General features: G+C 54.1%; 16 protein-coding genes. 7 read left to right on the forward strand and 9 right to left on the reverse strand.

The genetic code is table 11. The annotated features are described in order from the left end of the window. Positions 1 to 138: 138 nt before the first annotated feature. Genes K9G39_RS01570 through K9G39_RS01580 form a run of 3 tightly spaced genes read left to right on the forward strand, consistent with a single transcriptional unit; the run spans position 139 to position 8,210 of the window. Complete coding sequence (locus tag K9G39_RS01570; protein ID WP_292003163.1) at positions 139 to 5,988, forward strand: DEAD/DEAH box helicase; 5,850 nt, start codon at positions 139 to 141, stop codon at positions 5,986 to 5,988. Continuing rightward, complete coding sequence (locus K9G39_RS01575) at positions 5,988 to 7,151, forward strand: PD-(D/E)XK nuclease family protein (protein WP_292003164.1); 1,164 nt, start codon at positions 5,988 to 5,990, stop codon at positions 7,149 to 7,151. The genes K9G39_RS01570 and K9G39_RS01575 overlap by 1 nt, the downstream gene beginning before the upstream one ends. Positions 7,152 to 7,157: 6 nt before the next feature. After that, positions 7,158 to 8,210, forward strand: a complete 1,053-nt coding sequence (locus tag K9G39_RS01580) for a DNA cytosine methyltransferase (protein ID WP_292003165.1) — start codon at positions 7,158 to 7,160, stop codon at positions 8,208 to 8,210. A 212-nt stretch (positions 8,211 to 8,422) separates the two neighbouring features. Here the strand turns inward: K9G39_RS01580 and K9G39_RS01585 are convergent, their stop codons facing one another. The 5 genes from K9G39_RS01585 to K9G39_RS01605 form a co-directional block, all read right to left on the reverse strand. Further along, entirely contained in the window at positions 8,423 to 8,812 is a 390-nt protein-coding gene (locus K9G39_RS01585; RefSeq protein ID WP_292003166.1) for an HNH endonuclease, read from the reverse strand. A gap of 84 nt (positions 8,813 to 8,896) precedes the next feature. Next, on the reverse strand, positions 8,897 to 9,196 hold the full coding sequence (locus K9G39_RS01590) for a hypothetical protein (RefSeq protein ID WP_292003167.1): 300 nt from the start codon (positions 9,194 to 9,196) through the stop codon (positions 8,897 to 8,899). 107 nt (positions 9,197 to 9,303) lie between these two features. Beyond that, entirely contained in the window at positions 9,304 to 9,546 is a 243-nt protein-coding gene (locus tag K9G39_RS01595) for a hypothetical protein (RefSeq protein ID WP_292003168.1), read from the reverse strand. Positions 9,547 to 9,786: 240 nt separating this feature from the next. Next, positions 9,787 to 10,728 (reverse strand): hypothetical protein, encoded by a 942-nt coding sequence (locus K9G39_RS01600; protein WP_292003169.1) that lies wholly within the window; start codon positions 10,726 to 10,728, stop codon positions 9,787 to 9,789. A 347-nt stretch (positions 10,729 to 11,075) separates the two neighbouring features. Further along, a complete protein-coding gene (locus K9G39_RS01605) occupies positions 11,076 to 11,237 on the reverse strand; it encodes a hypothetical protein (protein WP_292003170.1) in 162 nt (53 codons plus the stop codon). 171 nt (positions 11,238 to 11,408) lie between these two features. Here K9G39_RS01605 and K9G39_RS11150 point away from each other — a divergent pair, with 171 nt between their 5' ends. The 4 genes from K9G39_RS11150 (at position 11,409) to msrB (ending at position 15,048) form a co-directional block, all read left to right on the forward strand. Next, the gene (locus K9G39_RS11150) at positions 11,409 to 11,594 is read left to right on the forward strand and encodes a DUF4143 domain-containing protein (RefSeq protein WP_363319351.1); all 186 of its coding nucleotides are present in this window, start codon (positions 11,409 to 11,411) and stop codon (positions 11,592 to 11,594) included. Between the two features lie 367 nt (positions 11,595 to 11,961). Beyond that, on the forward strand, positions 11,962 to 13,287 hold the full coding sequence (locus K9G39_RS01610) for an MFS transporter (protein ID WP_292003171.1): 1,326 nt from the start codon (positions 11,962 to 11,964) through the stop codon (positions 13,285 to 13,287). Between the two features lie 222 nt (positions 13,288 to 13,509). After that, positions 13,510 to 14,379 (forward strand): hypothetical protein, encoded by an 870-nt coding sequence (locus tag K9G39_RS01615; RefSeq protein ID WP_292003172.1) that lies wholly within the window; start codon positions 13,510 to 13,512, stop codon positions 14,377 to 14,379. Positions 14,380 to 14,607: 228 nt separating this feature from the next. Then, a complete protein-coding gene (msrB, locus tag K9G39_RS01620) occupies positions 14,608 to 15,048 on the forward strand; it encodes a peptide-methionine (R)-S-oxide reductase MsrB (protein WP_363319352.1) in 441 nt (146 codons plus the stop codon). 9 nt (positions 15,049 to 15,057) lie between these two features. Here msrB and K9G39_RS01625 read toward each other — a convergent pair whose 3' ends face one another. From K9G39_RS01625 to K9G39_RS01640, 4 genes are read right to left on the reverse strand one after another with little or no spacing between them, the layout of a single operon-like run. Continuing rightward, the gene (locus K9G39_RS01625) at positions 15,058 to 16,656 is read right to left on the reverse strand and encodes a DHA2 family efflux MFS transporter permease subunit (RefSeq protein ID WP_292003174.1); all 1,599 of its coding nucleotides are present in this window, start codon (positions 16,654 to 16,656) and stop codon (positions 15,058 to 15,060) included. Then, positions 16,653 to 17,648 (reverse strand): HlyD family secretion protein, encoded by a 996-nt coding sequence (locus K9G39_RS01630; protein ID WP_292003175.1) that lies wholly within the window; start codon positions 17,646 to 17,648, stop codon positions 16,653 to 16,655. The genes K9G39_RS01625 and K9G39_RS01630 overlap by 4 nt, the downstream gene beginning before the upstream one ends. Next, positions 17,648 to 18,121, reverse strand: a complete 474-nt coding sequence (locus K9G39_RS01635) for a universal stress protein (protein ID WP_292003176.1) — start codon at positions 18,119 to 18,121, stop codon at positions 17,648 to 17,650. Before K9G39_RS01635 ends, K9G39_RS01630 begins: the two co-directional genes overlap by 1 nt. Position 18,122: 1 nt before the next feature. Next, positions 18,123 to 19,448, reverse strand: a complete 1,326-nt coding sequence (locus K9G39_RS01640; RefSeq protein ID WP_292003177.1) for a TolC family protein — start codon at positions 19,446 to 19,448, stop codon at positions 18,123 to 18,125. Between the last annotated feature and the right edge of the window lie 22 nt (positions 19,449 to 19,470).

Below are 19,470 nucleotides of genomic sequence, written 5' to 3' on the forward strand. Positions count from 1 at the left end.
GATATATTTTATGCAAATCACCAAGAGGCAAAAGAACTCCCAACCATACTAACCATTGATTGATGCGAATAGTCAGTGTATTAAAGTATTATTGTTGATTAATTCTGTTAGAAAAGCAAGCATTTAAGGACAATCGTTATGAATGACCCAATTGGTGCTTTTGAAAAGATCCGGGACAACTTCATTCTGTACCTGAAGACTGCGTTTGGCACTCAATTTCCAGGATTGGAACAGGAACGAGAAGAATTGCTAAGGCGTCCGACGATTTTAAGCCAAGAGCCCTGGATTGAACCTCTTCCACGTTATACAACCGACAGGCCTCTTGCTGCACTGAGTGAAGAAGACCTGCCCAGTATGAGCCCTGAAGCTGTCGCGAGATTCAAAGATCTCTCACTTTCAGGTTTGGTTGGCAACTACCCCCTTTATACCCATCAGGTTGCAATGTTGCAGCGTGCTGTCACCGGCCAGAATGCAGTCGTTACCGCAGGTACCGGTTCCGGTAAGACAGAGTCTTTCTTGTTGCCTTTATTTGCGTCACTTGCAGCTGAAAGCCTCAAGTGGGAAAAACCCGGCGTACAGCATCTTCATGTCAATGACTGGTGGTCGAACGAGGATTGGCAAGCATCCTGCAAGAACGGACGCCGAATGGCACGTTCATACCGTGTTCCGCAGCGGGAACACGAGACCAGACCTGCAGCCGTTCGCGCTCTCATCATGTACCCCATGAATGCGCTGGTAGAGGATCAGCTAACTCGCCTCAGGCGTGCACTTGATTCCGATGCAGTACGCGAATGGTGCGCTAAACATATGAACGGGAACCGGTTCTACTTTGGACGGTATACCGGGAACACCCCCGTACCAGGTCACGAGCAGAACCAACGAGGAAACCCGGATCGTGGGCGAATTGAGAAGCTTGCCAGAGAACTGACTGATCTGGATCGTGGCGCAATCGCTGCGGGGGAACACGCTGCTCTGCGGGCGGTGGAAGCATCGACCGACGAGGAACGCGAAGCGGCACGCGACAGCATCTATTTTTTCCCTCGTCTTGATGGTGCTGAAATGCGCTCTCGCTGGGATATGCAGCAATCGCCACCCGATATCCTTATCACGAACTACAGCATGCTCAGCATCATGCTGATGAGAGAAGCTGATTCGCCGATATTTGAGCAGACTCGTGAATGGCTAGAACAGCCGGGTAATGTATTTCATCTGATCATCGACGAGCTTCACCTTTACCGGGGCACATCAGGAACGGAAGTGGCGTATCTCTTGCGGCTTCTACTGCGAAAGCTTGGCCTTTCACCAACTGATCACAGGTTGCGCATCTTGGCGTCCAGTGCATCTCTCGATCCATCCAATGCCGACAGTCTGTCGTTTCTCTCAGATTTCTTCGGATGTAACTGGTCGCCAGCTCAGATCCTCGCTGGATCTGAGCAACCTATCCCCGAAAATGGGAAGAGCACTCTATGTGCTGTAGCATTCGCAAATTTTGCCGATAGCATCCGAGATGGAAATAATGATCGCGTCGCTGAATCCTGTTCGTTGCTAGCTGCGTCGCTGGATCCTGCTGTAACTGACGACGATCCACAGATTCGCCTGTGTTCTGCTCTTCAGTCCGTGCAGGAAACATTAACCACGACCATGCTCCATGCATGTAAGGACGGAAATCGAACCAGAGCGATATCGATTTCTGACTTTGCGACTCGAGTTTTTCCAGACGCGGATAATAATGAAGTGGCGATGCAGGCGGTACGAGGTCTTCTTGTCGCGCGCGGAATTGCCGCCTCTCAACATGCAGCACCAAAACTGCCATCTTTTCGATTTCACTGGTTCTTCAGAAACATCGAAGGCCTCTGGGCATGTGTTCAGCCAGGATGCCAGTGTAATGGTGCTCATGCTGATGGTCTCAGACCGGCAGGTAAACTCTTTTCGCAGAACCGGATTTTTTGCGAAAATCCTGATACACCGCATCGCGTGTTGGAGCTTTTATACTGCGAGCAGTGCGGGACTATTTTCTTTGGTGGCAACCGACTACGAAATCGCGATGGAAGAGGAATCGAGATCCTGAGCACGGACCCGGACATTGAAGGGCTTCCCGACAAACAGGAGGCTCGGTTTGTGGACAGGAAGACCTATGGTGACTTTGCGATCTTTTGGCCAAGAGGCAGACGCGAGCTGAATCACGATGCGCGAACATGGAGTCAGCCGCATGTTGTCCTTGATGGTTCGGAACAAGCTCGCTGGGCAATGAAACACCTTGATGCTATAAGTGGTCGCGTTACCGATGCTCCGAGCGGTCAACTGGCACCAGAAGGTACGGCTATTCCGGGATATCTGTATGTCATTCCCCCTATCGATGGGGCTGACGATGAGCAGAACTTCTCGGCGCTGCCGTCATGTTGTCCCAACTGTGGGGCCAACTACAGCAGAAGGATGTACCGTACATCACCAGTGCGTGGATTTAGAACAGGTTTTTCCCGTGTGAGTCAGCTTCTATCCAAGGAGCTTTTCTATAGCCTTCCCGAAGGGGACACCCGCAAACTCGTAGTTTTCTCGGACAGCAGAGAGGATGCAGCATCCATCTCGAACGGAATTGAACGAACACATTACTTGGACCTTGTGCGTGAAGCTATGTATGACGAGTTGCATCGTATTGCGGTCAGTGAAGGTCTTTTGCTGGCAGACTTGGAAGCGCATGGCGAAGCTCAATGCGCTGAAGCACTTTCCTGTGCCGAGGAAAACCCTGAAATTGCTGAACGTTTCTTGCGCGAAATCGAGATCGCGAGAACTGAGATACCTGACGGCCTTGCAATAATTCTTAGAGACAACCTGGAAAAAGAACGTCAGAGGGCCACAAACGTGCTCGAAGCTGTCAGGCGGCAAGCCTCGACGCGAATGGTTCCACTACGCCTGCTTTATGAGTCGAATACAGATGATTCATCAGGCAATCATTCGCTGCTGTTAATCAAACGCCTGAAACAACTGGGCATCAATCCCGCAGGCAATGATGTGATGTACCAGATGTTCAATTTTGAAGGCGAAGACCATGATTGGACTGAGTTCTTTGACTATACCAACAGTGAGGAATGCTGGCGTGATGGTCTTCCTGAAAGCGCAGTTGAAAGAAGAGACCGTGTGCGTGGCAAGGTTCGCACAGAAATTATGAATGTGTTATTCAGCCGCCTCTACTTTGGCTTTGAGTCGGCTGGGCTTGGGTACGCATGCCTCGATTTACCTGATGAGGTATGGAATGAACATGCAGAACGCACCGGACTGCCGCTGGATACTTTCCGTGAGCTGTGCCATGGATGTGTGCGAATCATGGGCGACCTCTACCGGTACCATCAAGAACGGCAACCCGCACCAGACTGGCTTGACGATTGGATGAATTGGGCTCCCCCAGCACGAGCAAAGCTCCGCAATTACATCCGGGCCTGTGCGGAACTGCACGGTGCGGACGCATCAACGCTTCTCGATGGCGCGTGGCATGCGATTTGCCAAGCAGGTGGACATGAAAGTGCGAAATTGCAAGCACATCGTCTTCTTGTGAGGCTCGGGCTTCAAGACGATCCAATCTGGGTCTGTCCGTCTTGTCAGCGTGTCCACATGCACCGCGCAGCCGGGATCTGCACGGGTTGCTTCCGGGAGATAAACAGCGAACCGGATACACAGTGCCATGAACTTTACAGCAGAAACTACTACGCAAACGAGGCTGTTGAGCGTCGTGTTCCCCTGCGACTCCATTGCGAAGAATTGACGGCTCAGACTGACGATCAACCAGGCCGTCAGCGATGCTTCAGAGATGTTGTGGTGCAAGCTGAAGCAGATCGAACTCGCCCGCCAATCCCTCTCGTTGATTCGATTGACCTGCTTAGTGTTACGACCACCATGGAAGTAGGTGTGGACATCGGTAATCTGCAGGCCGTTGTGCTTGCTAACATGCCGCCCATGCGATTTAACTACCAACAGCGAGTGGGCCGAGCGGGCAGGCGAGGTCAAGCGTTTGCCGCGGTGCTGACTCTGTGTCGGGGCCGGAGTCATGACGAATTCTATTACAGCCGACCCCGCCGGATCACGGGCGATTTGCCGCCTGTTCCTTTTCTGTCTATGAGACGAGAAGAGATCGCCAAGCGCCTTGTGGCGAAGGCCTGTTTGTCAGAGGTATTCCGCGCTACGGGCGTTCGGTGGTGGGACAGTCCAACGCCACCGGATAGTCATGGCGAGTTCGGTACTGTCGCTGATTGGATCCGAACGCCAGACAGGCGACAGGCTGTTGAGGAATGGCTCACAGCTTCGCCGGCAGTACCCCAAATCATCGATTCCATTTTGGCAGGCACAGAAGGTATCTCGACTGATGAAATGGTGAGGTACGCCCGGGAAAGCCTTTTTACACAGGTACAGGAATGTGCGAACAGCATAGAGCTTGCCGGTGAAGGGCTGGCTGAAAGGCTTGCGGAAGGCGCGGTTCTGCCCATGTATGGGATGCCATCCCGTGTCAGGTTGCTATATCACGGATTTCATCGGCGAGAAGCCATGACTATTGACCGTGATCTTGATCTTGCCATTACGGAGTTTGCGCCGGGCTCTCAGAAAACAAAGGATAAACGGGTTTATACTGCTATTGGTTTTACATCTCCGATTCTTCCCGATCCAACTTGGCACCCTGTATCCGCTAATCCATTTCCTCGGCGCATGTGGATGGCACGATGTGACCTCTGTCATTTCGTGGACACATACAATGCCGAACCTGATATGGCAGGATGTCCCGATTGTGGAAATAGCCGTGAAGGTGATAACGCATTTCGTGTGTTCGAAATTGTGGTTCCAGCAGCTTTCAGAACGTCATTTAGCCATGGAGTGGACGCAAAAGCAGATGACGAATTTCTGCCGCGAGGAACAAGCACCGTGGCAGGAAAAACCGATGTTTCTCCAGTGTTCATTTCTGGCACAAATTCCGATCTCGTGCCAACGACTGGCGGCTACATATACAGGATCAATGATCGTGCTGGTAGACTTTTTACCGGTGGGCTTGGGTCCGCTCGATGGAGCCGGGGAGGAGTCACGCTCTCGCACCAATGGATCGACAAGCGATATCAGAACGTCCGAGGCGACAACAACGTTCTCTTTACACAAGAGACCACGCAGACTGACACGTTTGCGTTGGCTGCCCCAAAAGTCACAGATGTACTTAGGATTCGTCCCCATTCAGTGCCTCCATCATTCTGTCTTAATCTTATTCCCCGTAACCGAAATGATTTGGGGCAAGCTGCCGCCGTGAAGGCCGCCTATTACTCAGCCGCATTTATTCTGCGCTCGGTTGTTTCAGAAAAACTCGATATTGATCCGGAGGAAATTGACATCAGCACCGTGCGAGCCATCGAACTTGATGATGGAACAAATGCAGGCGAAATAATTATAAATGATCACCTTGAGAATGGCGCTGGTTTCACTGCTTGGCTGTCGCAAGAAGACAACTGGCGACAGGTACTTGACATAATCACTGGCTCTGAACATGCTGAAGACTCGTTTATCGAGAAACTGCTATCTGACAGTCATGCAAGCGGGTGCGATAGCGCTTGCTATGACTGCCTTAAGGTTTATCGAAACATGAGTTACCACAGCCTCCTCGATTGGAGGATAGGAATGTCGCTTCTTCGCATACTCGCAGACCCAACATACGTTTGTGGCTTAGACGGCGATTTCTCTTTTCCTGAACTTATTACTTGGCTGGAGTTTTCCGGCTCACTACGTACTACATTCTGTCAATCGTTCCAGTCGTGTATCCCTGCTGAATTTGGCCCCCTCCATGGTTGGGACATTGCTGGCCAAAGCGTTATTCTGATTCATCCTCTATGGAACACCAGACATCCGGATGGAATACTTGCTGAAGCAATTGCATCACTTGGGACAGACGCCTCGGTTTGCGTCGTCGACACATTTAATCTTCACCGCCGAATGAGTTGGGTGTACCAAAGCTTGGGTATATAATGGCAAGATCTTGCACAAATCTACTATTTGGGCAGTTGACCATTAAGAGGTTTCGGCGAATATCGCCGTCGCGCTATACGGCAATGCAAGAGTGCTTGTTGCGAGAAGTATGGGCTGCATCCGGCAACGACTTTCTTCTCCCACCATCCCCACGCGCAGAACTTGGTAATATCGCTCATCGGATTCTTGAGGCTGCAGGTCGAGGTGAGCTGAAAGGAACCGGCAGTGAAGAAGTCAATGAGAGATGGGAGTCTCTTGTCTCAGAGGCAGAGGCGCGTATGGCGCTTTCCCCGCTAAGGAGACAGCAGACACCCTTGAGCCAGAGCATTCCGGATTTCCATGTTCTTAGACTACGGACGTGCAATAAAGCTGTAGAGATAGCCCGCGACGGACACCGGTGTTCTGGTAAGCTCCCAAAGCTATCCCGCCGTGCAACAGGTTTTGAACTTTGGGTAGAATCAGATGATGGGGCGCTCGGTGGTTTCATTGATCGCGCAAGCGAGACGACAGAGGGTGTGGTGCTCAGTGACTACAAGAGCGGAGCCGTTTTGGAGATGGGGCCAGAAAAGTACTCCCGTGAACTCAAGCATGTATACAGAATTCAAATGCAACTCTATGCGGCCCTCTACAGACAAATAACGGAGACTTTGCCTGTCAGATTGGAGGTAATTCCTCTTCAAGGTGAGCCTATAGAAGTAGTCTTTGAGCCAGAGCACGCCGAACGCCTTCTTCTCGAGGCAAAGAAGTTTCTGCAGGTGGCGAACAACCGTATTGACGCTGTGCAGGACGGAACCATGGACACTACCGTTCTCGCGGTAGCCATACCCGAGTATTGCAGGCTATGCCTGTTCAGACCCGCATGTAGCGCGTATTGGGATGCCCGTCAAAGGGAAATTGACGCAAGGTGGCCAGCTGATGTACGTGGCATCCTGGAGAAGTCTATTCTATTGCGGAATGGGAAGATCTGTCTTCGGATTAGGCAGACGGATTCGCCATCGCTATCATCCATTGTTGTCCGTGGCGTGACAGATTCCGTCGATAGGCATCCGTTACTTACCAGTATGCCGATAGGGTCGGGTGTTGCGGTGTATGGTCTTCAGCGTGATTATCGTTCCTGTGACTACATTGAGACTCAAAACACCGTAATCTATAGAACCGACTGAGGATTTATGAAGGAAGAAATCCAGAATACTATCAAGAAGAATTCGATAAAGTCGAAAACGGTCATTAGCTTCTTTTCCGGCTGCGGTGGCTTCGATCTTGGTTTCTCGTCTGCTGGGTTCTCTGTAGAGTTAGCCCTTGACGTAGATCCAGTTGCGGTGAAAAGCTATAACCACAATCGAGGACAGATGGTTTGTCATGTGGCGGACCTTGCGCACACAGATCCCGCTACTATCCTGGAACTGTACCAGCATGAATGTGGCTCAGTTAAGCCCCTAGGCGTGATCGGTGGTGCACCATGCCAGACCTTCTCTAATGGGAACGTGCATTTCAACGGAGATGACGTAAGGCACACTTTGCCGCGTCGCTATGCATACTTACTTCGCGCTCTCAATGAGGAATATGACCTCGACTTTTTCGTTTTCGAAAATGTAAAAGGCATCACGTCGAAAAAGCACCAACAGGAATTCACCACAATCAAGCGCATGTTCTCGTGTGCGGGCTTCAAGCTCTTCGAGGGGGTACTCGATGCTGTAAACTTTGGAGTTGCCCAACACCGATGTCGCGTGTTTCTCGTTGGGTTCAACAAAGTCAAGTATCCCAATATCCAGTTTGCTTTTCCAGAAGCGGAGATGACAGTACCTCTTACCGTTGCAAGCAAAATAAAGGATTTGCCTACACCGCTTTTTTTTAAACAGGGGATGACGAGGGAGGATATCTCATTCCATCCGAACCACTGGACCATGTACCCGCGCTCCAGAAAATTTACCGATGGATTTCTAAAAAAAAACGGTTATAAGCAAGGCCGATCATTTCGTGTGCTACAATGGGACAAGCCCAGTTCGACGGTTGCCTACGGAAACCGAGAAATTCACGTACACCCGAACGCAGATAGACGATTGAGTGTATATGAAGCGATGTTACTTCAAGGCTTTCCTGAGGATTATGAGTTGCTGGGTACGCTCAGCGATCAAATCCGTCAGGTCTCGGACGCGATTCCGCCTCAACTCGGTGCTGCCTTGGGTAAAGCTATTCGTGAGGCATTATGTGATCATATTTAGAAGAAATAATCTACTTCTTGCGGTAATTCTCATGAGCTTTAGCTGTTTTGAGAAGCTGTTCCCACGATGGGAACGAGTAGGTTCTTCTTCCTTATTCTGGCGTTTGAAGGGCGTTTTCCCATTTAACAGACCACTTTTTTTGGGAAGGTGTCATAACTCGATTCTATTGTTGTTTTTTTTCGTCTGGTAGGTGCGTTCTGAAGTCGTTTGTTTCAATTTTTGAACCTCTCCTGATTATGATATCGCAAGAATTCAGCATCGGGCATGAAGCGCCAAGGAGCATGAATATCTTGTCTATCGTATCGCAGGAAGTAATCTCTGACCGCAGGGTTTTTCTTCTGTTGTTTGAGCAAAGGGGAAATCTTCACTTTGTACTCGGGAGTGATGGTCAATAGGCCGGATTCGAAGGCTTTGTCGTGAAGGGCGTTCATGGCCAAGCCGTTTCTCGGGTTGAGCCGATTTTTCTCGTCTATGCTCCATGGTTTGATGTGACCGGCCACAAGCAGTTCGTTGTTCTGGAGCCCGGTAATGCAACAGGTATTGTTGTACGAAGCAAGAATCATAGTTCTGAAGAACGCTTGATTCACCCGTGTTTTCACCATCCGTTCTCTCGTTCGCCCTTCCTTGGGAAGTTCATCTTCATCGATCTGGTTGAGTTTCTCGACGGTCGAGTGTTCAATCGACGCTCAGAGTTTTTCGCTTTCGAATGGAAGTCGGTCCCAATCCTGATAAAATTCGTTCCAGATCTCCCTGTCGAGCTTGCTGGCGTTTGAAGCTCCCTTGATGCCGCGAGCCTGCAGGCTCGGGTCGAGGCTTGCGAAGTTGACGAGCTTGTATGCAATCGAACCGGGAGTCCGTCCGATCAGTGACGCAAGCATGACTACCTCGGGATTTTTCGCATGCAGGCGGCCGAACGGCAACTTGCAATAAAGGTTGATCGCAAGGATCAATTCGTCACGCGTCCACAGTTTCTGGCCTGCTTTCATTGTTTGATGCCTCTCGTAAGCTCAATTGAAGTTATTTCTTCGATATTATTTCCGCATTTCGCGGCAGGAATTCCCGATAGTTATACTTGCACTGGACCATGATCGTTTCATGTCAGACGCGCTTGAATACGTGAAAGATGATCCAGCGGGTCGAAGGCCTTCCAGCCCTTATCCGCACTTGTTTGTACTACCGTCAGAAACTCGCCTATTGTTCGGGCTGGGTTTGCCGAATGCTCGTTTTCGATCTCTTCGATGGTCAGCTGTTCTGGATTGCTGAACTCGAGTGAGCCCTGGCGATTGAAATTGCTCCCATCGCGGTAAAGGTAGTTGAACCTGACGAGTTTGAGCATGGAGTGACGGGTCGATTAATGGGTTGATGCCGGTATTACTGAAGTATAGCGATTGGCGGGGGGCTCGGCAAGTAGGTTGATTCCCATCGGGGCGACGAAATATGTATAGTATACTGACCTTATTCGGCGTTTATAAGCTGAAATCCGGGTTTCCGGGGGTTGATTTTCGGGATAAAAAGCAAAACCCCGCCGGCTTCATGCGCGAAGCCGGCGGGGTTACTGTTTCTGCTGTCGAAACGGTTACTTCCTCAGGTACTGGAAGCTCGGGTTCGGGCGGCCGACGTAGCAGCTGCGGGTGAAACCGTATTTTTTGATGATGGCGAAAGCCGCTCTGGCCTCGGCTTCCTTGCCGCCGAAATCGAAAACCCAGTGGCTGCCATCCGCGATTTTCCAGCGTCCGCCGATGTTCCGGACTTCGATGGTGTTCGGGTTGAAGGCTACGCAGTCCTCGCCGGGCATGTTGCCCTGCGGCGCGTTGCCGTCAACCAGCAGGTACTGGAAGCTCGGATCGGGACGACCGACGAAACAGGAGCGGTTCATACGGTAATACTTTATGATCTTCAGTGCCTGCAGGGCCTCAGCCTTGTTTGAGCCGAAGTTGAACATCAGATGGCCGCCGTCGGCGAGCGTCCAGCGTCCGTCGATATTTTTCAGGGTGGTGCTGGCTGGATTGAACGGGATGCAGTCTTCAACGACCGCGGGCAGGGGCTGTATGGGCCCTATTGGTCCGATCGGGCCGATGGGACCTGGAAGAAACTGCCTGTTGAATGTGTAGGTTGAGCTGTAGTTCGAGCGTCCGCTGCCGTCGGTAAAGCGGGTGTAGGTCTCGGCTCGAAGAGTGCTTCTGCTGAGCGGCCTGACGATAACCAGCGTCTGGCTGAATCCGGTGCTGAAGATTGCCGAAACGGCTTGGGCGTTCTGCTCGATATCAGAGGAAACGCCGCGGGCGTAAGGATATGCACTGACTTCTCCCCAGTCGCAATCCTGCGGGTGGCATTTTCCCCATGCATGTATTTTAAGCGCGTTGCCGCTGCCGGAGATGGCCAGCCTGGTGATGCCAGCAGTGTTCGGGTCGGCGTTTTTCCACGTACCGGTAAACTGGCTGACGGCCGCGAAGCTCAATGAGTGACAGATCAGAATCGCAAATATGAGCGCTGTCGGGATGGCGATGATTTTTTTCATTCCTGTTCCTGTTTAGGGGTGATAGGAGTATTGTGGAACTACGGGAAAAAGTTAGTCATTCATCCGTTTAAAAACAATGCTGCGGGTCTGCCTGCATAGGATGCTTTTTGGCAGTATTCCACTGTTTGTTACTGATGCTTGTGCAATATTGCAGCTGAACATTCATAACTGCACAAAACACGATCTACCGTCATCTTGCGGCAACCATCCATGCCTTCGCCGGGGACTTCCCCGGTTGTGACCATTTCCGGGCCGAGACAGTCAGGAAAGACCACGCTCTGCAGAGCGGTATTTCCGGAAAAGGCTTGCCGCCACCCGGACTGTCCGGATTTTCAGGGACTTTGCCATCAATGATTCTCCGGGTTATCTTGCCCGGTTTTCCGATAGAGCTGTTCTCCGATGCTATCCATGGCGTTCCCGATCTGCTCTCGTGGATTCAGGCCGGAGTCGATGAAAACAGGCGGGCCGGAGAATTTATTCTGACCGTCAGCCATCATGAATTGTGCCATCGAATCTGCATGTAGTCGCTTGCCGGGCGATTATTTTGCTGCCTGTGTCGAGCGCGACCTGCGCGAACCGGTGCATTAGCGGTATGTGCTTGAATTCGAGCGTTTTGTCCGGATGGTTGTGTGCCGGAAGCGGTCAGTTGCTCAATCTCCATTGCCTGGCTTCAGACGCACGTGTTTCGTGTCATACCGCAAAAGCATGGCAGGCCCTGCCTGAAGCGTCGTTTGTTGTTTTTTTTGCTGTCATGGTTTGCCAACATCGGTAAAAGACTTGTCAAATCGCCGAAATTGTATTTTTATGATGTGGGTCTGGCTACATGTCTGGCGGGCATTACAAAGGAGTCTCACCTTGCTGCGTAGCCCTTGAGGGTTTCGGGGTTTGAAAATCTTGTTGTTCCTGAAATGCCTGAAACCCCTGTCAATGCAGGATCGGTCGCAAACCTGCACCTTTACTGCGACAGCTGCGGTCGGGAAATAAATTTTCCGGATCAAGTCCACGCCGACGATTCATTCGGAGCTGTTCGGTTCGCTGAAAAAAAAACGCATTGGCATTCGGTAAACGTGTGGCCTCGAGGTATCTGGTTTATGGAGGCAGGAAGCCTGAAAAAAGGAGCGATGTCGAGCCGGCAAGTTACCTTCAAACAGTTGAGCCTACTTTTCCGCGGCCGCAGTTTTGACCCCGGAAAGAAAATAAAGGAGAAGGAAGGGTATTATCCCGACACGTTTGATGAATGATAACCTGAACGAAAAATCTGACGATTCGACGAACCATAGCGATTTTCCTCCAACAAGCCGCCAGCCAGGCATGAAAGAGAGGGCGCTTTCAGCTTTTCCCGCATTCCGCAGCCGGAATTTCCGGCTCTATTTTATCGGACAGATCGTTTCGATGATCGGCACATGGCTGCAGATGGTTGCGCAGGGGTGGCTGGTGCTTGAAATGACCGGTTCGGCTTTCTGGGTGGGCGTTACCGCTGCAGCTTCGTCGCTGCCGACCCTGTTTCTCTCGCTGTTCGGCGGTGTTATCGTCGATCGGTACAACCGGAAAACCATTCTTCTCTGGACCCAGTCGGCCTCGATGGTGCTTGCGCTCGTGCTCGGCGCCGTCACCCTGTCAGGAAAGGTGACGCTTGCCTTCATCATGGTTATGGCGTTTCTGCTCGGCTGTGTAGCCGCAGTGGCCACTCCGGCGATTCAGGCTTTCCTGAGCGAAATGGTGGAGCGTGCAGAGCTGCACTCGGCCGTTGCGCTCAATGCGGCCATTTTCAATGCATCGAGGGTGATCGGCCCGGCCATCGCCGGTCTCATGATTGCCTGGATCGGCACCGGCGGAGCGTTCATGGCCAACGGCCTGAGCTATCTTGCCGTTATCGCAGCACTGCTCGCCATCCGTACCGCTGCCCCCCCAAAAAGGCTCGAGGCGCATCAGCCGCCGCTGCAGTCCATCCGTGAGGGGATTATCTATACCTGGGAGCATCCGGTCATTCGCACTATCGTGATTTTCGTCTCCGTGGTTTCGATATTCGGATGGTCGTTTATGTCGATGCTTCCGGTTGTGGCCAAGCAGACCTTCGGGATGGGTTCGGACGGCATGGGATACCTTTTTTCGGCGTTCGGGCTCGGCTCGCTTTCGGGTACCGTGCTGGTTTCGATGTCGTCGGGAAAAATACGGAGCACCTCTATGGTGATCGGCGGCATTCTCACCTTTTCCCTCGCGCTCGGGGCGTTCACTTTCGCTACGGACGAGCGCGTTGCGATGGCCTTTCTTTTCATCGCCGGCATCGGCATGCTTTCGGCCTTCGCCACCATGACCGCAACGGTGCAGCGCCTTGTGGAGGACCGATACCGGGGCAGGGTTATGAGCATCTACCTGATGGTGCTGATGGGGTTCATGCCGCTGGGCAACCTGCAGGTTGGGTTTCTCTCCGAGCATTTCGGTACGGCGCTCGCCATAAGGATCGGCAGCATGGTCGTGCTGCTTGCCACGATCCTTCTTTTCAGTTATCGCAAGGAGATTCAGGCAGCATGGCGGGAGTATCGGGGATCAGAAGCGTGAGACCGATCCACGGTAACGGCGAGTCCGGGTGTCTCATTCTGTGACAGCGAAAGTCTGAACTGTGGACGCGATCAGGCGATATGTCTCACTTTTTCGTTTTTCTTCCGTATCTGACTTTTTGGCAACATCCTTTTATGAAAGGGTTAACGATTTATCTGTCATTGCGGCATGACTATTGCAGCAGAAAAATAAAATAGTTTAACAACAGTAAACAGCGTCGTCATGTCAGCGCTCGAAAGGGTTTTATGTCCCGGAATGGACCTCACGGCAAATGAGTTCCGACGTCTGGAAGCCGACCGGGAAGATGGCAACAAGCAAAATGTCGAATCAGATCGTGAAAGGGAACGGAATGGTTCGGATCGTTCCGAAAGCGGCTTCAGGACAAGAATAGCGGTGCAGCTTGCCGCAACGGCCGGGGCAATGGCGCTTTTACCCGAGATGAAGCTGACATCGCTTGGTGCCTTTCCGGGGACAGGCGAACTCGGCACCGGTGCGCTTGCCGTACCGGCGACCATGTTTCTCTCTCTTGCCATCATGAACGCCGTAAGAAAAATCGGCAGCCAGTACGCTCTTGCAGGAGTAGTTTCCCTTGCGGCTCTTGGCGCCTTTTGCCTGCTATCCTGGCTCAATACGGCGGTTTTGCCGATGGTGCTCTCTTTTGCCTCAGCAGGGGCGGTCGGGCTTTTTATGCTGATCGGGCGCTTACGTTCCGGGCATTCCGGGTTCATGCCGCTCGGAGATATCGCAGGGTTCCTGCTTGCCGTGGTAGCGCTTTCCATGCCTCAGGCAACGGGGGGAGCGGTTTCTCCGGCAGTGGTGTTCACGGCGCTTGCCCTGCCTCTCGTCAACCTTTTGTCGGTCGCGCTTGGCCGGGTCATGAATGGGCGCAGCCCCTTCATGACGGATAGTACCCCCGGCTTTTCCGGGACAAGTCATCGGGTTTTGGTGTCGCTGAGCCTTGTTTTCCCTCTGCTGGCTATTGCGGCGGCAGTGCTGGAGGTATCGGATGCCATGCTGTTTATCTCGCTTGCAGGTCTTTGTGCCGCGTATTATGCAGTTTCGCGGCGGCCTGATTACAATCAGGGGAGTTAACAGCTTTCCGGTCTGCAAGGCAGGTGCCTGTTCGGGTCTGTCTGCAGCGCCGGTTATTTCTCAGGAACCCTTCCTCTCTCTGCCGCGTTACCTCTATGCAACAGAGACCGAACATAACGCAACAGCTCTCCGGCGGTGAAACACCTTTTCGTTACAGCAATACTGATTCTGGCCTTCGTCCCGGCTTCCTGCGCCGGACCATCCGGAAAGCCCAATCACCCACTAACCATGCAGCAGCAAGGTTCTTCGAATCCCTATTACTCCCGCACCGATAGCGCAAAACTCGATCTGCCCGATTCCGTCTGGAAAAAGGTGCTCCCTCCGGATGTGTACGATGTTGCCCGCCGTGCGGGTACCGAACGGGCCTTTACCGGCAGATACTGGGATTACGAAGGTACCGGTACCTACTACTGTGCCGTGTGTGGTAACGCACTGTTTCGCTCCGACGCCAAGTTCGCCAGCTCATGCGGATGGCCGAGCTTTTTCGAGACGGTTCGGCCCGGCAGTGTGGAGTATCGTATCGACAGGGCGTACGGCATGGAGCGCAGCGAAGTGCTGTGCGGCCGGTGCGGTTCGCATCTCGGCCATGTTTTCGAGGATGGTCCGCCACCAACAGGCAGACGGTTCTGCATGAATTCCATCGTGCTGGATTTCGAACCTGACGAGTGAGGCCTCAGATCAGTGTGCCTGCGAGAGGTCGGCTTTGTCACCTTTTCTGATTTTGATAAAGAGGAGCAGCGGCATCGAGAGCGCGAAGAGCAGGGCGATCAGCATGAAGGCGTCCATGTAGGCGAGGTGGTAGCTCTGGGCGGTGAGGGTGCCTTCGAGCGCCTTGAGTGATGCCTGCTGGGCCTCTGCCGGCGAAATCATGCGCGACTGCGCCGCCTGTGCGATGCCGTTGAGGCGTTCGACGGCGGCCGGATCGTAGGGCGAAAGGTGGCTCAGGAGCTCGGTGCGGTGTTCGGCTACCCGCTTGACGATATAGGTGTTGGTGATCGCAATGCCGAACGATCCTCCGAGCTGCCGCACCATGTTGTTGAGGCCGGTGGCCTGTCCGATGTCCTTGCCGTGCAGGCCGGCGACGGCGAGCATGGTGACGGGAATGAAGATGAACCCGAGGGCGATGCCGCGCAGCAGTAGTATCCAGAAAAAGTTCGCCGCACCCGACTGCATGGTCTGCTGGCCGAGTTCCCAGCAGAAAAGGGCGAATGCGGCCATGCCGACCGTCATGAGTATTTTAGCCGAGGCCCCCCGCTGCAGGGCTATGCCGAGCGGAAGGGCGATCATGCCTGTCACCATGGCGCTCGGAAAGAGCACCATACCGGTAAGGAGCGCCGAGAAGCCGAGCAGGTGCTGCACGAACACCGGAAAGACGAAGAGTGATCCGTACAGTCCGTAGCCTACCACGAAGGTCAGCACTGCGGCGATGGCCAGGTTGTGGCTCCGGCCGAGCACGCTGAGGTCGACGGCGGGTTCCTCGACCCGCAGCTCCCACCAGACGAAGACCAGCAGCGAAACCACCGCGATGATGGTGAACCAGGTTATGTAGGGCGTTTCGAACCAGTCCTTCGACTCGCCCCGTTCGAGAATGAACTGCAGCGAGCCGATGCCCAGGGCCAGAAGGCCTATGCCGGTCCAGTCGATACTGGTGACCTTGTGCCGGGTTTTCGGTTCCCTGATGAACGAGAATGCCGACCAGGCGGCGAGCAGGCCGACCGGGATGTTCACGAAAAAGCACCACTCCCAGCTGAAATAGTCGACGAGATAGCCCCCGAGAAGCGGGCCGATGGTCGGGCCGAGAACGAGGCCCATGGAAAAGATTCCGGTTGCCTTGCCGCGGTCTTCGGGAGGATAGGTTTCGTAGAGAATGGCCTGGGAGGTGGGGAGCAGCGCTCCGCCACCGATGCCCTGCAGAAAGCGGAAAAATACCAGTGTCCAGATATCGGTGGCCACACCGCAGAGCAGGGAGGCTGCCGTAAAGAGCAGAATAGAGCCGATATAGTAGTTGCGCCTGCCGAGCAGGTTGCCGAGAAAGCCCGAGAGCGGAATGACGATGACGTTGGCGATGGCGTAGCTGGTGACCACCCAGGCCACGTCCTCGATGCTGGCGCCGAGGTTGCCGCTGATCTGCGTGATGGCCACGTTCACGATGGTGGTGTCGATCAGCTCGAGCATGGCCGAAACGATCACCGTGAGCGTGATGATGATGCGCCGCGCGCCGGTTTCGTAGGTGTGCAGCGTCGGTTGCAGTGTGGCTGTCGCTCCCTGACCGCTCATTTTATCCTGACCTCCACGACCACGTTCATTCCGGCCGCGAGTTTGTGCTCGTTATCGGGTTTTCCGGTAAAGACTATCCTGACAGGCACACGCTGGGCGACCTTGACGAAGTTGCCGCTGGCGTTGTCGGGAGGCAGCAGTGCAAAGCGCGCGCCGGTTCCTGACGAGATCGATTCCACCTTTCCCCTGAACTCTTTTCCGGGGTATGCATCGACTCTGATGGAAACCTCCTGCCCCGGCCTGAGGTTTTCAAGCTGCGTCTCCTTGAAGTTCGCTACAACCCAGAGCTTGCGGCTTCCGACCAGGGCGATCAGCTGTTGACCGGGGGCTACATACTGGCCGGGCTGGACGTTTTTCTTCGAGACGTGTCCGTCGGCCGACGCGGTAATGGCGGTGTAGGAGAGCTGCAGCTCGGCGTTGCGCAACTCGGCCTCGCGCATTTTCAGCTGGGCGCCCGCAGCCTTCCGCTGGCTTTCCGCTGCGGCATGCTGCGCCGAGGAGGTGAGTGCGCCGGCTTTTACGGCATCGAACTCCGAAGGCGAGATAACATCCTGCCGGCGAAGGTTTTCGCTGCGCCGGAGGTCGGCGCTGAGCTTCTGTCCGGTCGCAGCGGCGGCAATCGCGGCTTCGCCGGCAGCAGCTACGGATGCGCGGGCGTTTTCGAGGGCGGCCGAGGCCATATCGCGCCGGACCTCGTAGTCCACCGGGTCGAGCAGCACCAGGGTGTCGCCCTTGGCCACCTTCTGGTTGTCGGCGCAGAGAACCCGATCCACCCTGCCGGGTACGCGGGAGATGACCGGGTAGATGTCCCCTTCGATCTGGGCATTGTCGGTTTCGACGTAGAGGAAAGAGTGCCAGATTTTGCTTCCTCCCCATATGAGCCCCGCTATAACGGCGACGGCCATTATGACCAGGCGCAGAGGGCTGGATGCCTTGATGCCGTCATTTCCTGTTTTTTCGGCTGTTCCGGTGTTTTTTTCCTGTTCTGTCATCAGGCTGATTGTTTCTTGTTGTTCGAAAGAAGCTGTGCGCTGTCCTCGCGTTCTCTGGCGGAGTTTCCCGTTTCGGGCGATTTGTAGACGACGACCGGGCAGGTGGACCTGCGCATGACACTTTCAGCCGTGCTGCCCATGAGCAGTCGGGTATATGCCATGCTCCCGTGGGAGCCCAGCAGAAGCAGGTCCGCATTGTTCTCTTCGGCATAGGCGAGGATCTTCGCCGCAGGCTCCCCGTACTGCACCCTGAAGAGCGCCCGGCTACCGCGCCGGGCAAGGATATCGCTGTAGTGCGAGAATGCGTGCAGATGTTTTTTCAGCATGAATCGCGAATCGTTTTCGCCCTGTTCGACGTGCAGAAGGGTGAGTTTCGCTCCGCACTGCTGAAGATCGGCGGCATAGGCTACCACCTCGTCGGAGTGCGGTGAAAAATCGACCGCGCAGATAATCTGTTTCAGTTTCTTCTGCATGTTACCAGAATACCTCCCCGGTTGCCCGTTTAAGGGTGTAATTGTTCAGCACGTAGTCGTATGCGGCCTGCAGGCGCGCAAGTTCAGCCTGGGCAAGCGACGCTTCGGTATCGAGAAGGTCGAGGGTTGTCGCCATGCCGTTTTCATACCGGGCCCGGGCATGTTCGGCCGCCAGCTTTGCCTGCTGCACCTGCGATTCGGTTGTCAGAATCTTCTCCCGTGCGGTTTCCAGTGCGTGCAGGGTTTCCTCGACATCGGTCTTGACCTGTTCTTCGGTGTCGAGCCTCTGCTGGGAGGCAGCTCGAAGCAGGGCTGCCGCTTCCTGTCGCTCGGCCGATGTCCGGAAGCCGGTAAAGATCGGCAGCTCTACATGGATACCGGCCGCCACGTTCTCCCGGATTTCGTCGATATCCGGCTGGTAGCCGTTCGTGACGCCCCATGAAGCGCTTGCGCTCACTATCGGCAGGCCCTCCTTCATGGTGAGCGAGCGGCGGAGCCTGGCCGACTGTTCGTATTCGCCGGCAAGTTTCAGTTCCGGACGCTGTCGTACCGCACTTTCAACGAGCGATGGCGCATCGGGTCGGGCAGAATGTACCGAGAAGCTCCCTTTAAGGTTGAGCGGCGTGTTTGCGGCCACTCCTGTCAGTCGGCGCAGGGTCAGCTCGTGACGGCGCAACTGATGTTCCAGACCGAGCTTTTTCGAGCGTGCCGCCTGAATGCGTACGTCGGTAGAAAGCACATCGAAGCGGGTTGCCGTACCTGCCTGATAGCGTTTCGACGTATAGTCGAACGCCTTTCTGAGGGCGGTGATCTCTTTCTCTTCGACGCGTATGCTTTCGCGGAGGAAGAGAATGCCGTAAAAGAGTTCCACCGTCCGGTAGGAGATGTCGCGCCGGGCGATTTCGAACGAATGGCCCGCTGCATTTTTTCCTGACCGGGCTATATCGACCTGGTTGCCCCGCTTGCCGAAATCCAGCAGGGTCGCTTTGGCGGTGACTTTCGCCTCGTAGTTGTCGTTTGGCATGAACTGGATCGGGTCACCCCCGCCGAAGCTCATTTCGGAGACCGGGTCGATATAGCGGTATCCGGCGCTTGCCGTTATCTGCGGAAAATAAGCGCTTTTCTGTTGCCGGATGCGGGCCTCGGCGGCATTGACCTCTTCAGCTGCGGCTTTCAGTGCGGGGTTGTGCTCCCTGACCAGCCTGATGGTTTCTTCAAGCGTGAGCGGCGTGGTCGCACTATCCCCGGCTGCCTCAAGCCGGATCGGAAAGACCAGCATCAGTGCCGCTGTGGCTATGCCGGTATATCGTTTCAGCTTCTTCTTCATCGGTGCTTTTTTTCAAAATGGT

Source organism: Chlorobium sp. (assembly GCF_021740465.1).
Taxonomy (GTDB): Bacteria; Bacteroidota; Chlorobiia; order Chlorobiales; family Chlorobiaceae; genus Chlorobium.